Genomic DNA, 17,089 nt, shown 5'->3' on the forward strand with positions numbered 1-17,089 from the left:
GGATGGACATGCAGACGAGCCGATCGGCCATGGAACGTCTCGTCGGGTGCCGGTTGACTCGAACCACGGAAACACCCCTGCACCACATCGACCTCAGGAGACCGACATGACCACGCACCAGCCCCTCCCTCCCCGTCCCGGCACGGACGCCACGTCCGGCGCCGACGGCCCCACCGCCGCGCCTCTCGTCGCCGTCGTCGGCGCGACGGGCAAGTCGGGCCGCCGGGTCGCGGCCCGCCTGACCGCGGCAGGCGTCCCGGTCCGTCCCGTCTCGCGCAGCACCGCGGTGCGCCTCGACTGGGACGACCCGGCCACCTGGGCGCCCGCGGTCGAGGGGGCCGACGCCGTCTACGTCGCCGTCGCTCCCGACCTCGCGGCCCCCGGGACCCCGGAGGTGGTCGCCGGCTTCGCCCGCGTGGCCGCCCGTGCGGGTGTCCGGCGACTCGTCCTCCTCTCGGGCCGTGGCGAGCCCGAGGCTCAGCGCGCCGAGCAGCTCGTCGCCGAGGTCTTCCCCGCGCGGACCGTCGTGCGGTGCGCGTGGTTCGCGCAGAACTTCAGCGAGAGCTTCCTGCTGGACCCCGTGCTCGACGGCGTCGCCCCGCTCCCGGTCTCGGACGTCGTCGAGCCGTTCGTCGACCTCGAGGACGTGGCCGAGGTCGCGGTGGCGGCGCTGACCGAGCCGGGCCACGAGGGGCGCGTCTACGAGCTCACGGGTCCGCGGCTGCTGACGTTCGGCGAGGCGCTCGCGGAGATCGGCGCGGTGAGCGGGAGGGAGGTCCGGCTCGAGACGGTCACGGGCGAGGAGTTTGCGGTCGGTCTGTCCGCGGCGGGCCTCCCGTCCGACGTCGTCGACCTCGTGCGGTACCTCTTCGAGGAGGTGCTCGACGGACGCAACGCGCACCTGGCCCCCGGAGTCCGCGAGGCACTCGGGCGCGAGCCGCGGGACTTCGTCGAGTTCGTCCGTCGTGAGGCTGCCGCCTGGGCGGTGCCGTCCGGGTTCCCGGCCGTGCCGGCCGGCACGTTCTCCGAGGTGCGCTGATGGACGCGCTCGGTGCCCTCGGGTGGGCCGTCGTCGCGGCGGCGGTCGGCTGCGCGCTGGTCGGGGGAGTGCTCTTCGCGTTCTCGACGTTCGTCATGGCGGGTCTGCGGTCGGTCGCGCCGGAGATCGGTGCGGCCGCGATGGCCTCGATCAACCGGCACGCGACCAAGGTGCCCTTCGGCTCGCTCCTGCTCGTGACGACAGGGCTTGTGACGGTCCTCGGCGTCCTCGCCGCGACGCGCCTGGGCGATGCGGGGATGCCGCTCGTCCTCGCCGGGACGGTCGTCTACCTCGTGGGCGGGATCGGCGTGACCGCGGCCGTCAACGTCCCGCTCAACGACCGCCTCGAGGCCGCCGATGTGGCGGCCTCGACCTCGGGTCGATGGTCGGGCGAAGCCTCACCCTCAGGTGGAGGGTCGGGTGGAGTGAGGGTTCGCCCCTCGAGCCCGACGGCGGAGCGCGACCAGGTCTGGCAGGTCTTCCTCGGGCGCTGGGTCGCCTGGAACCACGTGCGGACGGGTGCGTGCGTGGTCGCCGCGCTGCTCCTGACCCTGGGACTGGTGACGCGCCTCGTGGGGTGAGCGGCGCCGTCGGGCCGGGGCGTCGGGTGCGGAGACCAGAGACCATGTCCGGGGGCTCCGCACCCGACGGCCGGAATAGCCGCTCCCGCGCCGGGGTTTGCCCCGGTATGAGCGAACAGAGCTGGGGCGACGACGCCACGATCCGCACGGTCCTCGCGGACACCGAGACCTGGGCCGTGGTGGGCCTGTCGAACAACTCGGCCCGGGCGGCCTACGGGGTGGCGCAGCTGCTCCAACGACAGGGCAAGCGGATCGTGCCCGTCCACCCGGCGGCCGAGACGGTGCACGGCGAGCAGGGGTACGCCTCGCTCGCCGACATCCCGTTCCCGGTCGACGTCGTGGACGTGTTCGTGCGCTCCGACCTCGCGGGCGAGGTGGCGGACCAGGCGGTGCAGGTCGGCGCCCGGGCCGTCTGGTTCCAGCTCGGCGTGGTGGACGAGGACGCGTTCGACCGAGTGCGGGCGGCAGGCCTGGACATGGTCATGGACCGCTGCCCCGCGATCGAGTGGCCGCGCCTGGGCCCGAGCGTCCCGGCCCAGGGCTGAGGGGGCGACGTGACCGCGATCGACGTGGCCACACCGGTGGGGGCGCGCGCGTCCGAGCGTCTCGACGAGGACCTCGTCGTGTGGCTCACGACGGTCGACCCGACCGGCACCCCGCAGCCGACACCGGTCTGGCAGCTGCGCACCGGCGACGACGTGGTGATCCTCAGCGAGCCGCGCAAGGCCAAGCTGCGCAACGCCGCCGCCAACCCGCGTGCTGCCCTGCACTTCAACGCGACCGCCACCGGGTGGGACGTGCAGGTGCTCACGGGGCGCCTCGTCCTGGACCCCGACGGGTTGAGCGACGACGAACGCTCGCGCTACGACGCGAAGTACGCCCGGTCCATGGCGGACCTCGGGATGAGCCCGGCGCAGTTCCACGCGGCGTACTCGCAGGTCCTGCGCTTCACGCCAGAACGCCTGCGCGGTTTCTGAGGTGCGATCGCGTCCGCCGAGAACGGGTCTGAGGTCGCCCTGAGGCGCTCGACGGCCTCAACCCCGTTCTCGGCACCACAAGGGACACGGCAGGGTCAGTCGCCGAAGACCAGGACCGGGCGGCCCGTGCGCGGGTGCGTCAGCACGTCGCAGCGGACCCCGTAGACCGGCTCGATCACCGCGGGCACCAGCACGTCCCGCACCCCGCCCGCGGCGACGACACGCCCTTCCGCGAGAACCACGACGTGGTCGCACGAGGCGGCCGCGAGGTTGAGGTCGTGCAGTGCCGCGAGCACCGTGACGCCGTCGGCCGCGAGCTTGCGCAGCACGGTCATGGCCGCGAGCTGTGCCGCGATGTCGAGGTGGTTGGTGGGTTCGTCGAGCAGCAGCAGCGCGGGGTCCTGAGCGAGCGCGCGGGCCATGTGCACGCGCTGGCGCTCGCCGCCGGACAGCGTCGCGAGCGACCGGTCGGCGAGGTCCTCGACGCCGGCCCGGACCAGGGCCTCGTGCGCCACGGCCCGGTCGGCCTCGGTGTCCCCGGCCAGCAGCGAGCGGTGGGGGATGCGGCCGAGCAGCACGGCGTCGAGCACCGAGATCGGCAGGTCGGTCGACGCGTCCTGCTCGACGAGCGCGAGGCGGCGTGCCCTGCGTCGGCGCGGCATGCCCAGCAGGTCCTCGCCGTCGAAGCGGATCTCGCCCGCGTCCGGGACCTGCGTGGCCGCGATCGCGCGCAGCAGCGTCGACTTCCCGGACCCGTTCGGCCCCAGGAGGCCGCTCACAGCCCCCGGAGGGGCGGTCACGTCGACCCCGTCGAGGATCAGCCGCGCACCGGCCGACCACGAGACGCGCGCGGCGTCGAGGCCGTGCTCCGCCGCCCGCGCGCCCGCCGCCCGCGCGCCCGCCCGCGCGCCCGCGGACCCGTCGCGTCTGCTCGCCACCGTGTCGTCGCCGGTCGTCGCCGTGCTCACAGGGCCCGCCTCCCTCGCCACAGGATGATCGCGAAGACGGGCGCGCCGATCGCGGCCGTCAGGATGCCCACGGGCAGCTCGCGCGGGGCGAAGATCGTGCGGGCGAGCGTGTCGGCCCACACGAGGAACGAGCCGCCGAGCAGTGCCGCGAGGGGCAGCAGCACGCGGTGGCGTGCCCCGGTCAGGAGCCGGACGGCGTGCGGCAGGATCAGCCCGACGAACCCGATCGCCCCGGACACCGAGACGAGGGCGCCCGTGAGCAGCGCGACCCCCACGAGCAGCAGCCAGCGCGTCCTGTTCACCGCGACGCCGAGGCCCGCGGCGGCCGTGTCGCCGAACGTGAACGCGTCGAGCACCGACCCGGTCGACGCGAGCAGCGTCCCGAGGACCAGCACGGCGCCGCCCGCGATCGCGACCGACGTCCACGTGGCGCCCGCGACCGAGCCCATGAGCCAGGAGAGGATCTCGCGGTAGGAGTCGCCGGTCGCGGACCAGAAGATGATGAACGACGTCGCCGCGGCCGCGAGCTGGCTCACCGCGAGACCGGCGAGCACGGTCCGGGTCGGGGTGATGGCCCCGAGCGATCCCGCGAGCCCGAGCGCCGCGACCAGGGCCAGGACCGCGCCACCGAACGCCGCGACGGGCAGCAGGACGCTCACGCCGAGGACCAGCACGAGGACCGCGCCGAGCGACGCGCCCGACGAGAGCCCCAGCAGGTACGGGTCGGCGAGCGGGTTGCGCGTGAGGGACTGCATGACGGCCCCGCAGATCGCGAGCCCGGCCCCCACTGCCGCTGCGGTGAGGACGCGCGGCAGGCGCAGCTGCCACACCATGCCGTCCTGCAGCAGGGGCAGCGGGTCGAGTCCGAGCAGCCCGCCGAGCCCGACGTGCGTCGCGACCGAGCGCCACACGTCGCCCCACGTGAGGTCGGCGGGGCCGATCGTCACGGCGACCACGACGCTCACGACGAGCGCGACCGACGCCCCGGCGAGCCACCACGGGGTGGCTCGCCGACGGCCCGCCGGCCGCCCGGCGGGTGCGTGGACCGCCGGTGGTTCGGCGCTCCTCACGGGAACGAGGGTTCGCACGGGGTCCGGACTCCTCAGGGGACGGTGATCGCCGCGAGCTGCGCGCCGAGGTCCTTGACGGCGTCGACGTTGCGCACACCGGCCTCGGTCGCAGGGAACGGCACGGTCAGGAAGCGGTCGCCCTGCACGGCCGTGAGGTTCGCGGTCGCGGGGTTGGCCTTGAGCGCGTCGATCTTCGACTGCGCCGTGTTCCAGGCGGAGTCGACGAGGACGATCACGTCGGGGTCGGCCGCGATGACCTCCTCGAACGAGAACGGCGTCCACGTGTCCTGGACCGAGGCGGCGATGTTCTCGAGCCCGACGGCGTCCATGATCATCTGCGGGGCGCCGATCCCGGCCCCGACGTAGGGGATGTCCGAGCCCGAGGAGTACCACAGCGCCGTGAGCCCGCGGTCGTCGGCCTCCAGCGCGTCGAGCTCGGCGCGCTGGGCCGCGACGAGGTCCTCGGCCGTCCCGGCGACGTCGAAGATCTCGCCCGCCTCGGTGATCTCGGCGAACACGTCGTCGAACGTCAGGGGGTTCGGCTTGTACGCCTCGGCCTTGCAGGCCGAGGGGGAGACGTAGGTCTGGACGCCGAGCTGCTGGAGGGTCGTGCGGTCGCCCGCGCCCTCGGCCGTGAGGTTCGACTCCCAGCCCGCGTACACGAGGTCGGGAGCGAGCGTCAGCACGGCCTCGGCGCCAGGGACCTTGTCGGAGAGGGGCGTCGCGACGGCCGGGAGGTCTGCTGCGGTGCCGGCCCACTGCTCGGCGACGGGGCCGTCGGGGAAAGCGGTCCCCACGAGCCGGTCGCCCAGCCCGAGCGCGAGCATCATCTCGGTCGTGCTCGACTTGATCGTCACGACCTTGCGCGGCGCGGCGTCGAACGTGACGTCGAACCCGCAGTTGTCGAGGGTCAACGGGTACGTCGTGGACGAGGCCTCCGTGGTGCCGGAGGGCGCTTTGCTCGGCTCGCCGGACGCGAGCTCCTGACCGCCCGCGCACCCGGCCAGGGCGAGAGAGGAGGCGAGGACGAGCGCCGTCGTCGGGCCTGCGCGCAACGAGCGGCGCGAGGGGCGGACGGACGGTCGGGCAGGGCGCAGCGTGGGCACGGCACTCCAGGTCGGGAGGTCGCCTGCCGGTGCAGGGCACGGCGGCGCGGCGAGATGCGAGAGGGTAGGGCGCCACAATCCGCGACGAGGATCCGCGGTCCAAGCACGGGCCGCTGCGGCGAGCCAAGCGCGGCTCGCGATCCGTGTCCCAGCCTAGTAGGTCGGCGGGCGGGTGGTGCGACGGTTCAGCGGTCGGCGAAGCGTGCGGTGCTCCCGCGGGGACCTGCCAGGCCGGGCGGTCCTACAGTGGGCACATGAGCCCGACGGCGGAGCCCACCTCTCCCGGCACCCCCGGCCGCGCGCCCCGGGGGCGGGGCGGGCGCACCGACCCGGCACACCTGTGGGCGCCCCTGCTGGGGATCGCCTCGGCCCTCGGGGCGTTCGCGGTGGCCGAGCTCGTCGCCCTCGTCGTGGGGGCGGGGTCGAGCCCCGTGCTCGTCGTGGGTGCCGGCGTCGTCGACAGGGTCCCGCCCTGGCTCAAGGACTTCGCGGTCGAGACGTTCGGGACCGCGGACAAGACCGTGCTGATCCTCGGGATCGTCGTCGTGCTGGCCGTCGCGGCGGTCGCGGCGGGGATCCTCGAGACGCGGCGACCGCCGTGGGGGACCGTGCTGCTCGTGGCGGTCGGCGCCGTGGGCGTCCTGGCCGCCGTCACGCGACCCGACGCGACGCCCCTGTGGGCGCTGCCGACCGTGGTGGGGGTCGGCGTCGGAATCATGCTGCTGCGGACGGGAGCGGCGCGGCTGCGGGCCTGGCGCGGCTCGGCGCTCACCCCCCTCACGGCCCCGACCGCAGAGCCCGAGACCCCGCTGAGCGCGGCCCGTCGGCGCGAGGCGCTCGACCGCCGGTCGTTCCTCGTCCTCGTGGGCCTGACCACGGCGACCGCGCTCGTGGTCGGCGGTGCGTCCCGCATCCTGTCCGCAGGGTCGCGCGCACTGACCGCCGCGCGCGACGCGATCCGCCTCCCGGCCCCGGCCGGACCGGCCGTCGTCGTCCCCGCGGGCGCGAACCTCGACGTGCCCGGCCTCACGCCCTACGTGACGCCCAACGACGCGTTCTACCGCATCGACACGGCCCTGCGCGTGCCCGAGGTGAACCCGGACGACTGGCGGCTGCGCGTCGTCGGGCTCGTCGAGGAGGAGGTCGAGATCTCGTTCGACGAGCTGCTCGCGCTGCCCCTCGTCGAGCACGCGACGACCCTGACGTGCGTGTCCAACCAGGTGGGCGGGGACCTCGTCGGCAACGCGGTGTGGCTCGGGCACCCGCTGCGCGACCTCCTCGCCCGGGCACGGCCGCACGCCGACGCCGACATGGTCCTCTCGCGCAGCGCGGACGGCTGGACCGCGAGCACGCCGCTCGACGTGCTGACGGACCCGGACCGGGAGTCGCTCCTCGCGGTCGGCATGAACGGCGAGCCGCTGCCGCTCGCGCACGGCTTCCCCGTGCGGATGGTCGTGCCGGGGCTGTACGGGTACGTGTCGGCGACCAAGTGGGTCGTCGAGCTCAAGGTCACGCGCTTCGCCGACGACGTCGCCTACTGGTCGACGCGCGGCTGGTCGCAGCGCGGGCCGATCAAGATGTCGTCGCGCATCGACGTGCCGCGCTCGGGTGCGTCGGTCGCCCCGGGAGCCGACGGGGACGTGGTCGTCGCGGGCGTCGCGTGGTCGCAGCACACGGGGATCGCAGGCGTCGAGGTGCGGGTCGACGAGGGGGAGTGGGAGCGGGCGGAGCTCGCGGAGACGGTCTCGGCCGACACCTGGCGCCAGTGGTCCTGGAGATGGGCGTCGCCAGAGAAGGGCCGCCACGACCTCGCGGTGCGGGCGACCGACGCGGACGGGACCGTCCAGACGTCCGTCAAGGCACCGCCCGCCCCGGACGGGGCGAGCGGCATCTACTCGATCGGCGTGACCGTGGCCTGAGCCGCCGTCCAGCATGCGAGAGGCTGCGCGGTCGGCGTCGGGCGTGGCGTGGGGCGTGGCAAGGTAGGGACGTGACGATCTCGCAGACCACGCCCTCGACCTCCACCGACGCGTCCACCGACGCGTCCGCCGCTGCGGACACGCCTGAGCAGACCATGCGAGCCGTGGTCACCGGTGCCTCGTCGGGCATCGGCGCGGCGACCGTGCGACGCCTGCGCGCCGCGGGGTGGGACGTCGTCGCGTTCGCGCGCCGTGCGGCCCTGCTCGACGCGCTCGCGGTCGAGACGGGCGCGCACCCCGTGGTCGGGGACGTCACGGACGACGACGACGTCGCGCACCTCGTGCGCGAGGCCGAGGCCCGCGGCCCGGTCCACGCGGTGCTCAACATCGCGGGCTTCGCGAGCGGGACCGACCCCATCGACGCGAGCGACCTGGACCGCTGGCGCGCCATGTTCGAGACGAACGTCCTGGGTACCGTGCGCGTGACCAAGGCGTTCCTGCCCGCGATCCGCCGGGCGGGCTTCGGCACGGTCCTGGTCCTGACCTCGACCGCGGGGCACGACGCGTACAGCGGCGGGTCGGGCTACGTCGCGACCAAGCACGCCCAGGCCGCGGTCGCCGAGACCCTGCGGCTCGAGCTCAACGGCGAGCCCGTCCGGGTCCTGGAGGTCGCGCCCGGGATGGTCCGCACCGAGGGGTTCTCCCTGACCCGGTTCGACGGCGACCAGGCCAGGGCCGACGCGGTGTACGACGGCGTCGAGGCGCCGCTGACCGCCGACGACGTGGCCGACGTCGTGACGTTCGCCGTGACCCGGCCCCAGCACGTCGCGATCGACACGCTCGTGCTGCGGCCCGTCGCGCAGTCGTCCACGACGCTGCTGGCCCGCGGCCCCCTCATGACACGGAGCTGACGTCCTGCCGTCCGGGGCTGAGCGCTGCCCGTGGCCCGCTCGTGCCCCGGGTGGATGGGGGCGGGCGCTGCGCGGGGCTGAATGCTGTGCGGGCCGAGCGCTGCACGAGGCCGGGCGCGGGAGCCTGCGCCTCCAGGCGCTGGGACGCGCTTGTCGGTGCGGGCCCGGGCTGGCATGATGACGCCCGTGATCCCTGCCGCGCACCCTCTGAGCACCCGCGTGCTCCCGGTGCGCCCGCGGGCGGTCCGCGCGTCGAGCTGTTGTTGAGGGCTCGCTGACGCTCCAGCAGCGTGCGACCTGGTGTCAGCGAGCAGTGCCACGCCCCTCCCTCGGTATGAGGGCGTGATGGTCACCGATCAGTTCCCCGGGCCTGGTCGGTCTGCCCTCGTGAGCACCCGCCTCGACTCCAGGACCTCCCATGAACCTCGCTCTGATCGCCCACCCGTTCGCCGTGACCGGGGACGTCGACCCCCTCGGCCACCTGGTCGCCCACGACCCGTGGTTCGCCGCGGCCTCACGGGGCGCGGCGCCGTCGGCGTCCCCCGTCCCGACGGCGCAGCCCGGCCCGGGCAGCGCGCTCACCATCGAGTGGCTCGTCGCGCGCGACATCGACACCTACCGGGCACGGCGCGGCGGGTCCTCGCACGGTGGGTCGGCGACCGGGCGCTGACCTTCCGGCCCCGCGGAGCGACGGCATCGCGACGGCCTTGCCGCCGACGTCACGCCGCGGCACGCACTGCAGCGGGTGAGGTCATGCGCAGCCCTGGCAGGTTCCGCCGCGCGATCAGCCACTCGGCGATCACGACGTTCGGCAGCCAGCACAGGAACGCGACCGGCGCGTAGGCGGTCTCGAACAGCAGTCCCGGGTCGGCGTCGGGACCCGCGAACGGCGTCTGGACGGCCACGAGGACCCCGACCCACAGGCGCAGCGTCACGGCCGCGTAGGTCAGCGCGAAGCAGCGGATCATCCACGCCTGGTGCTCGGCGACACGGCCCGCACGGATGGCGCGGTACGCCTTCCAGCCCGTCCACGCCCACAGCACCGCGAGCGTCCCGAACCCGAAGAACCCGAGGAAGGCGACCGAGCTCGCGGTCGAGATGACGAGGCCGGTGAGCGCGCCGACACCCACTCCGACCAGGTAGACCCGGCCCAGCACGCGATGCAGGCGCGGGGCGCGGCGGCGCCAGCGGGAGACGAACTGCAGCGGTCCGACCAGGAGCGCGACCCCGGCGAACGCGATGTGCAGGTAGAACGCGAGCTGGATCGCGGGCGGGCGGTTCGCGAACGTCGACGCGAGCCCCGTGTCGTCCTGGGCCAGCTCGTCGAGCGTCGCGCCCGTGTAGGAGGTGAGCAGGACCGCAGCCATGGCGATCGAGCTGAGCGCGACCCAGACGAGGCCCGGCCGGAAGCGACGGGCGCGCCCCGCAGGACCGGTCGGTCGCGGGGGACGGTCGGTACGGGTGGGCCTCGTGCGGCCGGGTGCGGTGGTGGCGCCGGGGGAGGCCGTCGCCTCGGAGGGAGTGGGCATCGTCGCCTCGTTCTCGGGTCGGGGTGCGGGGCGGGTGGACGGGCCGGCGGGCCCTCGCCCTTCGACTCCAGCGTCCCGTCCCGCGCGCTCCCGGCGACAGGGGGGAGTCCCCCCGGAAACCTGGCGGTCCGCCCCCGCCCCTCGCGTGCCCGATCCTGCACCCCGGTCCAGCAACCCACCCGGGGGGCTCACACCAGTGCGCGGACCTCGCTGTAGCCGTCGGGCAGGACGGCGGGGGCCGAGGCGTCCCCGCCGAAGACGCGCGTGGCGCCCGGGGCCTGCGACCAGGCGCTCCACCCGGGAGCGCCCTCGCGGACGAGGGTGACGGCCGCGCCGTGCAGCTCGACCGCCAGGGCCCGGGGCGGGTCGTCGCCCGCGATGAGGTCCACCTTCTCGGCGTCGAGGCAGTCGAACCAGAACGGCACGTCGAGGCAGTGCGCGGCCCAGCCGAGCCTCGGGGACGCCCACGAGAAGCGGTAGACCCAGGTGGGGTGGGCGGCGCGGGCCTCGGCGATCCGGACGATCGGCGCGCGGAACATGCTGTCGGTCAGGAAGCGGCCGAGCACGGCCGCGGTGCCCTTGCGGCGCTGGGCCTTGTTCGCGGCGAGGTACGCCGTGCGCCGCGCGCGGTCTCCGAGGAGCTTGCCGAGCACGATCGAGGCGGGCAGGAAGCGCAGCTTGTTCTTCGCGGCGTCGGTCGCCATCGTGAACTCGTCGTCGGTCGCGCCGAGCACGAGCGGCTTGTCCCCGCCGACCCCGGCACGCAGGGAGTCGAGCGTCGGCCGCGTGATCAGGTCACCGTCGATCATCGGCCCCCACGGCAGGCCGTCCTTGAGCATCGCCGCCACGCCCGCCATCGGGTCGAGGCCGTCGGGGTTGGAGGCCTCGTCCTGCAGCTCGAGGACGCGGGTCTCGGGGAGAGACGCGAAGCCGTCCCGTGTGGGCTCGACCCCGGCGAGGCGGGCGAGAGTGTCGGCGAAGGTCTTCGCGCGAGCCTCGGACACGTCGCCCACGGCGCCGGACAGGCACCACACCGACCGGAACAGGTGCTGCGCCGACGGCATGCCCAGCAACGTCAGCACGGCGCCGCCACCGGCGGACTGCCCGGCGAGCGTGACGCGCCCGGGGTCGCCGCCGAACGCCGCGACGTTGCGCTGGACCCAGTCCAGGGCCAGCAGCCAGTCCCGCACGCCGCGGTTGGACGGCGCGCCCTCGATGCGCCCGAACCCGTCGAAGCCGAGGCGGTAGGAGACCGAGACGGTCACGACGCCGTCGCGGTTGAACGAGCGTCCGTCGTACCAGGGGCTCGCCGGGGATCCGGCCGTGTAGCCGCCGCCGTGGATGTAGACGAGCACCGGGAGGGCCGCGTCGGGCGTCCCGGGAGCGGGCGTGCACACGTTGACGTTCAGGGTCGAGTCGCCGGGGATCGACGGCTCCGGGATCAGCGTGATCTCGGCGAGCTGCTTGCGCTGCGGCGTCGCGCCGAGCTCGGTCGCGTCCCGCACGCCCTCCCAGGGGGCGACCGGGACGGGGGCCTCGAAGCGCAGAGCGCCGACGGGGGCCTCGGCGAACGGGATGCCGAGGAACGCCGCGGAGGTCTCGCGCCAGACGCCTCGGACCTGCCCGGTGTCGATCGTGACGACGGGGCCGTCCAGGGTGGGGTCGGTCGCCTCGGTGTCGGTCACGGGGGTGCTCATGCGGTCGTGCTCCGTTCGGGGGAGAGGGCCCCGAGGGAGACGAGCAGCCGCTCGAGCTCGGAGGCCATGTCGATGGTGGGGTCCTGGAGCCACAGGGTCTGGAGCCCGTCGGCGGCGGCGGTCAGGACGAGGGCGAACGAGGCGGTGTCGAGGTCGGCGGGGTATCGCCCGGTGCGCTTGCCCTCGGCGACGAGCTCCGTGAACAGCCCGTCCATCGCTGCGCGGCGCTCGGTGAAGAACTGGTGGGCCGGGTGGTCGTGGTCGCTGGCCTCCGCGTTGAGTCGCGTGTAGAGCTCGACGAGCCCCGGGACCTCGGCGTTGTGCCGCATGACCTGCAGGAAGATCCGGATCGGGTCGGCGTCGGACTCGATGCGGTACGTCTCCAGGTCGATCTCGTCGCGCTTGCGCAGGATCGCGGTGAACAGCTCGTCCTTGCTGTCGAAGTAGTGGAGCAGGCCCGCCTGGCTGAGCCCGACCGCCTCGGCGAGCTCCTTGACCGACGCGCCGCGGTATCCCTCGCGTGCGATCACGTCGAGCGCCGTCGTGAGGATCTCCTCGCGCTTGGCGATGCCCTTCGCATATGAACCCCGTCGTGCCATGCGTCGACCCTAGACGCAGACCCTTGCCCTTTCAATACCGAGTGCCATACTGTTTTCGCGACGCTCAAGGATGAGCGCCTGTCCGACGAAGGATCCGCCATGACACTGCCGTCAGATTCCGCCGCCCCGGCCCCGGCTCCGGTCCCCGTGCCGGCCCTTGCGCCCGCCCTTGCACCGGCACTTGAGTCGCCGACCGACGTCTTCGCCGACGCCGAGGGCTTCATCGAGGAGGCCTCGGGCCAGGACGATCCGCCCCCGCTCGTCACCGGCACCCCCAAGCGCCTGCTCGGCTGGATCGTCCCCGCCAACTTCTCGGTCTTCATGATCTGGGGAGCCGTCGGCGGGCTGCTGATGCCCCTCCAGGTGCAGTCGCTCGGTGAGGCCGACAAGGTCGGCAACCTGGCCGTCGTCGGCACGTTCGGCGCCCTGGCCGCGCTGCTCGCCCAGCCGATCGCGGGCCAGATCTCGGACCGCACCCGCAGCCGGTTCGGTCGGCGTGCGCCGTGGCTCGTGCTGGGCGCCCTCGTGGGCGGTCTGGGTCTGCTGGCCATGGGCTTCGCGAACAGCCTCGTGGGCATCGTCATCGGCTGGGTGGTCGTCCAGATCGCCTACAACTTCGCGCAGGGACCGCTCAGCGCGATCATGCCGGACCGCGTCCCGCGCGCGCTGCGCGGCACGTTCGCCGCCCTGTCGGGGCTCGGCCTCATGCTCGGCGCGCTCGGCGGTTCGGTCCTCGGGGCGCAGTTCGCGGGCTCGATCCAGCTCGGCTACCTCGTCTTCGCGGGCTTCACGCTCGTCGTGCTGACGCTGTTCGTGGTCTTCAACCCCGACCACTCCAGCAAGGACCTCGTCAACGAGCCGTTCAGCGTGGGCGAGTTCCTGCGCACCTTCTGGGTCAGCCCCGTCGAGCACCCCGACTTCTTCTGGGCCTTCACGGGACGCCTGCTGCTCTACACCGGGTACTTCGCCGTGACCGGGTACCAGCTCTTCATCCTCCAGGACTACATCGGCCTCGGCCAGGCCGGTGCCGTCGCGGCGGTGCCGTTGTTCAGCCTCGTCAGCCTCGCGGGCGTGCTCCTCGCGACGCTCGTCTCGGGGCCGCTCTCCGACCGGTTCCAGCGTCGCAAGATCTTCGTCTTCCTGTCCTCTGCCCTCGTCGGCCTGGCGCTCCTGATCCCGATGGTCCTGCCGAGCTTCGCGGGCTGGGCGGTCTTCACGTTCGTCTCAGGCCTCGGCTTCGGGATGTTCCAGGCCGTCGACACCGCGCTCATGAGCGAGGTGCTGCCCTCCGCGAAGTCGTTCGCGAAGGACCTCGGCGTCGTCAACATCGCCGCGACCCTGCCGCAGACGCTCGCCCCCGCGTTCGCCGGCCTGATCATCCTGAGCCTCGGCGGCTACATCGCGCTGTTCCCGGTCGGCATCGTCCTGAGCATCCTCGGTGCCTGCGCGGTCTGGCCCATCAAGGCGGTCCGGTGAGGGCGGCCGAGGTCGAGCAGCCGCAGCGGGCGGACGTCCGCGCGCCCCGCGCTCAGCGGCCGAGGGCGATGCTGTGGTCCTCCCTGGGGCTCGTCGTGGCGTTCGCGCTCATGGGGCTGCTGGTCGCGCAGGACGCGGCGGCGCCGTTCACGCAGCCGCTCGACGACTGGTGGCGGGGGCTCGTCGGGGTCGGCCCCGACAGCGACGTGCACCCGTCGGCGCTGCCCATGTTCTTCCAGCACCTCGGCGAGGGCCCGGGAGCGCTCGTGGGCATGGTCCTGATCCCCGGGGCGCTCGCGCTCGTCGGCCGCTGGCGGTCGGCGCTCTTCTTCCTGACGGTCACCCTGGTCGGACCGGGGCTGTTCTCGCAGGGCATGAAGAACCTCGTGGACCGTCCGCGGCCCGCCGCGGACGAGACGCTCGGGCTGTTCGGACCGCTCTTCCGGGTCGACCACGGCTCGTTCCCCTCGGGGCACGCCGTCATGGCGGGCGCGCTCGTCGTCGGCATCGCGGCCCTGGTCCCGGCAGCACGCCGCACGGCGCGGGCCCTCTGGTGGTCCGTCGGGGGGCTGGTGCTGCTGGGGATGGTGTGGCAGCGCACCCTCGTCAACGCGCACTGGCTCTCCGACACGGTCTTCGGGCTCGTCGCGGGCGTCGCCGGTGCGCTCCTCGTGTGGTGGGTGTTCTGGCCCCTCCTCCAGAGCGACCACGGGCGGCCCGTGTGGTTCCGCCACCTCGGGCGTCGCGCCCAGCCCTCCCCAGCCTGAACGACGATCGAGAGAGAAGGACAGACATGACCGACACCACCACCGAGGACGGCACGACCACGTCCGTCGCCGACCTGACGCTCGAGGAGAAGGCGTCGCTGACCAGCGGTGCGAGCTTCTGGTGGACCAAGGGGGTCGAGAGCGCCGGCATCCCCGCCGTCATGCTCACCGACGGACCGCACGGCCTGCGCAAGCAGCGTGGCAGCGCCGACCACCTCGGCATCGGCGACAGCGTCCCGGCGACGTGCTTCCCCCCGGCAGTGGGGCTCGGCTCGTCGTGGGACACCGAGCTCGCGCACCGGGTGGGCGAGGCGCTGGGCGTCGAGTCGTCGATCGAGGACGTGGCCGTCATCCTCGGCCCGGGCGTGAACATCAAGCGCTCGCCGCTGTGCGGCCGCAACTTCGAGTACTTCTCGGAGGACCCGGTCGTGTCCGGGGTCATGGCCGCGGCCCTGGTGCGTGGCACGCAGTCGACGGGCGTCGGCACGTCGCTCAAGCACTTCGCGGCCAACAACCAGGAGCACGACCGGATGCGCGCCTCGAGCGACGTCGACCCGCGCCCGCTGCGCGAGATCTACCTGCGCGGCTTCCAGCGGGTCGTGGAGGACGCCCAGCCGTACACCGTGATGTGCTCCTACAACCGCGTCAACGGCGTCTTCGCGTCCGAGGACCCGTTCCTGCTCACCCGCGTGCTGCGCGACGAGTGGGGCTTCGAGGGCCTGGTGGTCTCGGACTGGGGTGCGGTGAACGACAGGGTCGCGGCGCTCGCGGCGGGCCTGGACCTGGAGATGCCGTCCTCGGGCGGTGCGACCGACGCGCAGGTCGTGGCCGCGGTGCGCGACGGCTCGCTCGACGAGAGCGTCGTGGACGTCTCGGCCGGACGCGTCGCGCGGCTCGCGAGGCGCTGGCAGGAGACGCCGCGGGTCGCCGGTCCGCTGGACGTCGACGCGCACCATGCTCTCGCGCGCGAGGCGGCGGGCCGGTCGATCGTGCTCCTGAAGAACGACGGCGGCCTGCTCCCGCTCCAGGGGCAGCGCTCGGTGGCGCTCGTCGGCGCCTTCGTGGACCAGCCCCGCTACCAGGGTGCCGGTTCCTCGATGATCAACCCGACCCGTATCGACTCGGTCGCGCACGAGATCGCGGGCAAGGCGAGGGAGGGGGCCGTGTCCCGGGCGCAGGGCTTCACGCTCGACGGCACCGGGGACGCGGCGGCGCTGCGTGCGGGTGCCGTGGCGCTCGCGGCGGCCAGCGACGTCGCGGTCGTGTTCCTGGGCCTGCCCGCCGCCGCGGAGTCCGAGGGGTACGACCGTGAGCACATCGACCTGCCCGCCGTGCAGCTCGAGCTGCTGGACGCCGTGCTCGAGGTCAACCCGCGCACGGTCGTCGTCCTGTCGAACGGCAGCGTCGTCGCGCTCCCGTTCGCCGACCGCGTGCCCGCGATCGTCGAGGGCTGGCTGCTCGGTCAGGCCGGCGGCGGAGCGATCGCCGACGTGCTCTACGGCGACGTCAACCCGTCGGGCAAGCTCACCGAGACCATCCCGGTACGGCTGGAGGACAGCCCGGCGTTCCTCAACTTCCCCGGGGAGGACGGTCACGTCCGCTACGGCGAGGGGCTGTTCGTGGGATATCGCTGGTACGACGCGCGCCGGATCGAGGTGACCTTCCCGTTCGGGCACGGTCTGTCCTACACGACGTTCGCGTACGGGGACGCGGCGGCCGCCGTGAACGGCGACGGTGACGTCGAGGTGCGGGTCACGGTCACGAACACGGGGGAGCGGGCCGGTCGCGAGGTCGTGCAGGTCTACACGGGGCTCGTCTCGGCGGCCGTGCAGCGCCCCGAGCGGGAGCTCAAGGCGTTCGCGCTCGCCGCTCTCGAGCCGGGCGAGAGCCGCGAGGTCGTCCTCACGGTCCGCCGGGCCGACCTCGCGTACTGGCACGTCCGCGCCGACCGCTGGGTCGTCGAGGGCGGCGGGTACACGGTGGACGTGGCCGCGTCGTCGCGGGACCTGCGCTCGTCCACGACCGTCGAGGTCGCGGGCGACCCGTTCGTCATGCCGCTCACGCGCGAGTCCTCGCTCGCCGAGGTGTTCGCGCACCCGGTCGCGGGGCCGGTCGTGCAGCAGGCCGTCGCGCAGATGGCCTCGGCCATGGAGGGTGCGGCGTCGATCTTGCCCGAGGGCGTCGACATGGCCAAGATGATGGGCTCGTTCCCGATCGGGCGCATCGGCATGATCGCGGGGGACGCCTTCGGTCCCGAGCAGGTCGACCAGCTCCTGGCGGCGGCGAACGGCGCGAGCGCCTGAGCCCTGCCGGACGAGGGGGGCGGGTCGCGGTGCCACGAGGCGCCGGGGCCCGCCCGCCCGTCCGCGCCGAGCGGGCTCGGCACGCTCGCGGGGGCGGCGCGTTATCATGGGGCCACAGGCATCGACCCGGCCATCACCGGTGAGCCT

16 protein-coding genes are annotated in these 17,089 nt (G+C 73.9%); 10 read left to right on the plus strand and 6 right to left on the minus strand.

Annotated features, from left to right (window positions below):
* The first annotated feature begins 106 nt into the window (after positions 1 to 106).
* The 4 genes from ACFVQ3_RS08005 to ACFVQ3_RS08020 all read left to right on the plus strand — a co-directional run bounded on the left by ACFVQ3_RS08005 (position 107) and on the right by ACFVQ3_RS08020 (position 2,597).
* The gene (locus tag ACFVQ3_RS08005; protein WP_387637240.1) at positions 107 to 1,039 is read left to right on the plus strand and encodes an NAD(P)H-binding protein; all 933 of its coding nucleotides are present in this window, start codon (positions 107 to 109) and stop codon (positions 1,037 to 1,039) included.
* Positions 1,039 to 1,620: a DUF1772 domain-containing protein gene (locus tag ACFVQ3_RS08010; RefSeq protein WP_387637242.1), complete on the plus strand. Its 582-nt coding sequence runs from the start codon at positions 1,039 to 1,041 to the stop codon at positions 1,618 to 1,620. Before ACFVQ3_RS08005 ends, ACFVQ3_RS08010 begins: the two co-directional genes overlap by 1 nt.
* 107 nt (positions 1,621 to 1,727) lie before the next feature.
* Entirely contained in the window at positions 1,728 to 2,165 is a 438-nt protein-coding gene (locus tag ACFVQ3_RS08015) for a CoA-binding protein (protein WP_387637245.1), read from the plus strand.
* A 9-nt stretch (positions 2,166 to 2,174) separates the two neighbouring features.
* Entirely contained in the window at positions 2,175 to 2,597 is a 423-nt protein-coding gene (locus ACFVQ3_RS08020) for a TIGR03667 family PPOX class F420-dependent oxidoreductase (protein WP_387637248.1), read from the plus strand.
* Between the two features lie 95 nt (positions 2,598 to 2,692).
* Here the strand turns inward: ACFVQ3_RS08020 and ACFVQ3_RS08025 are convergent, their stop codons facing one another.
* The 3 genes from ACFVQ3_RS08025 to ACFVQ3_RS08035 are packed head-to-tail and all read right to left on the minus strand — an operon-like array spanning position 2,693 to position 5,732.
* A complete protein-coding gene (locus ACFVQ3_RS08025; RefSeq protein ID WP_387637250.1) occupies positions 2,693 to 3,565 on the minus strand; it encodes a putative F420-0 ABC transporter ATP-binding protein in 873 nt (290 codons plus the stop codon).
* Entirely contained in the window at positions 3,562 to 4,635 is a 1,074-nt protein-coding gene (locus ACFVQ3_RS08030; RefSeq protein WP_387637253.1) for a putative F420-0 ABC transporter permease subunit, read from the minus strand. Before ACFVQ3_RS08030 ends, ACFVQ3_RS08025 begins: the two co-directional genes overlap by 4 nt.
* Positions 4,636 to 4,667: 32 nt before the next feature.
* Positions 4,668 to 5,732 carry a putative F420-0 ABC transporter substrate-binding protein gene (locus ACFVQ3_RS08035; RefSeq protein ID WP_387637400.1) on the minus strand — a complete coding sequence of 355 codons (1,065 nt, stop codon included), beginning with the start codon at positions 5,730 to 5,732 and terminating at the stop codon, positions 4,668 to 4,670.
* 263 nt (positions 5,733 to 5,995) lie between these two features.
* Here ACFVQ3_RS08035 and ACFVQ3_RS08040 point away from each other — a divergent pair, with 263 nt between their 5' ends.
* From ACFVQ3_RS08040 to ACFVQ3_RS08050, 3 genes are all read left to right on the plus strand, one after another.
* A complete protein-coding gene (locus ACFVQ3_RS08040; RefSeq protein WP_387637255.1) occupies positions 5,996 to 7,660 on the plus strand; it encodes a molybdopterin-dependent oxidoreductase in 1,665 nt (554 codons plus the stop codon).
* Between the two features lie 71 nt (positions 7,661 to 7,731).
* On the plus strand, positions 7,732 to 8,571 hold the full coding sequence (locus ACFVQ3_RS08045; RefSeq protein ID WP_387637258.1) for an SDR family NAD(P)-dependent oxidoreductase: 840 nt from the start codon (positions 7,732 to 7,734) through the stop codon (positions 8,569 to 8,571).
* Positions 8,572 to 8,989: 418 nt separating this feature from the next.
* Positions 8,990 to 9,241 carry a hypothetical protein gene (locus ACFVQ3_RS08050; RefSeq protein ID WP_387637261.1) on the plus strand — a complete coding sequence of 84 codons (252 nt, stop codon included), beginning with the start codon at positions 8,990 to 8,992 and terminating at the stop codon, positions 9,239 to 9,241.
* A 49-nt stretch (positions 9,242 to 9,290) separates the two neighbouring features.
* On the opposite strand, the gene ACFVQ3_RS08055 is transcribed toward ACFVQ3_RS08050, so the two are convergent.
* The 3 genes from ACFVQ3_RS08055 to ACFVQ3_RS08065 form a co-directional block, all read right to left on the minus strand.
* Positions 9,291 to 10,100, minus strand: coding sequence for a DUF2306 domain-containing protein (locus tag ACFVQ3_RS08055; RefSeq protein ID WP_387637264.1), 810 nt, complete (start codon positions 10,098 to 10,100; stop codon positions 9,291 to 9,293).
* 188 nt (positions 10,101 to 10,288) lie between these two features.
* Positions 10,289 to 11,797 (minus strand): carboxylesterase/lipase family protein, encoded by a 1,509-nt coding sequence (locus ACFVQ3_RS08060; protein ID WP_387637266.1) that lies wholly within the window; start codon positions 11,795 to 11,797, stop codon positions 10,289 to 10,291.
* Positions 11,794 to 12,396 carry a TetR/AcrR family transcriptional regulator gene (locus tag ACFVQ3_RS08065; protein ID WP_387637269.1) on the minus strand — a complete coding sequence of 201 codons (603 nt, stop codon included), beginning with the start codon at positions 12,394 to 12,396 and terminating at the stop codon, positions 11,794 to 11,796. The genes ACFVQ3_RS08060 and ACFVQ3_RS08065 overlap by 4 nt, the downstream gene beginning before the upstream one ends.
* Positions 12,397 to 12,495: 99 nt before the next feature.
* Here ACFVQ3_RS08065 and ACFVQ3_RS08070 point away from each other — a divergent pair, with 99 nt between their 5' ends.
* The 3 genes from ACFVQ3_RS08070 to ACFVQ3_RS08080 are packed head-to-tail and all read left to right on the plus strand — an operon-like array spanning position 12,496 to position 16,942.
* The gene (locus ACFVQ3_RS08070; RefSeq protein ID WP_387637272.1) at positions 12,496 to 13,872 is read left to right on the plus strand and encodes an MFS transporter; all 1,377 of its coding nucleotides are present in this window, start codon (positions 12,496 to 12,498) and stop codon (positions 13,870 to 13,872) included.
* Positions 13,869 to 14,639, plus strand: coding sequence for a phosphatase PAP2 family protein (locus ACFVQ3_RS08075; protein WP_387637275.1), 771 nt, complete (start codon positions 13,869 to 13,871; stop codon positions 14,637 to 14,639). The genes ACFVQ3_RS08070 and ACFVQ3_RS08075 overlap by 4 nt, the downstream gene beginning before the upstream one ends.
* A 26-nt stretch (positions 14,640 to 14,665) precedes the next feature.
* Complete coding sequence (locus tag ACFVQ3_RS08080) at positions 14,666 to 16,942, plus strand: glycoside hydrolase family 3 C-terminal domain-containing protein (protein ID WP_387637278.1); 2,277 nt, start codon at positions 14,666 to 14,668, stop codon at positions 16,940 to 16,942.
* The last annotated feature ends 147 nt before the right edge of the window (positions 16,943 to 17,089 follow it).

This window comes from Oerskovia sp. NPDC057915 (assembly GCF_042887685.1).
Lineage (GTDB): Bacteria > Actinomycetota > Actinomycetes > Actinomycetales > Cellulomonadaceae > Oerskovia.

Excerpts from the sequence above, each read along its gene's own strand:
- ACFVQ3_RS08070 (WP_387637272.1), top strand. The coding sequence starts at position 12,496 with ATGACACTGCCGTCAGATTCCGCCGCCCCGGCCCCGGCTCCGGTCCCC.
- ACFVQ3_RS08065 (WP_387637269.1), bottom strand. The coding sequence starts at position 12,396 with ATGGCACGACGGGGTTCATATGCGAAGGGCATCGCCAAGCGCGAGGAG.
- ACFVQ3_RS08010 (WP_387637242.1), top strand. The coding sequence starts at position 1,039 with ATGGACGCGCTCGGTGCCCTCGGGTGGGCCGTCGTCGCGGCGGCGGTC.
- ACFVQ3_RS08050 (WP_387637261.1), top strand. The coding sequence starts at position 8,990 with ATGAACCTCGCTCTGATCGCCCACCCGTTCGCCGTGACCGGGGACGTC.
- ACFVQ3_RS08015 (WP_387637245.1), top strand. The coding sequence starts at position 1,728 with ATGAGCGAACAGAGCTGGGGCGACGACGCCACGATCCGCACGGTCCTC.
- ACFVQ3_RS08005 (WP_387637240.1), top strand. The coding sequence starts at position 107 with ATGACCACGCACCAGCCCCTCCCTCCCCGTCCCGGCACGGACGCCACG.
- ACFVQ3_RS08080 (WP_387637278.1), top strand. The coding sequence starts at position 14,666 with ATGACCGACACCACCACCGAGGACGGCACGACCACGTCCGTCGCCGAC.
- ACFVQ3_RS08040 (WP_387637255.1), top strand. The coding sequence starts at position 5,996 with ATGAGCCCGACGGCGGAGCCCACCTCTCCCGGCACCCCCGGCCGCGCG.
- ACFVQ3_RS08060 (WP_387637266.1), bottom strand. The coding sequence starts at position 11,797 with ATGAGCACCCCCGTGACCGACACCGAGGCGACCGACCCCACCCTGGAC.
- ACFVQ3_RS08055 (WP_387637264.1), bottom strand. The coding sequence starts at position 10,100 with ATGCCCACTCCCTCCGAGGCGACGGCCTCCCCCGGCGCCACCACCGCA.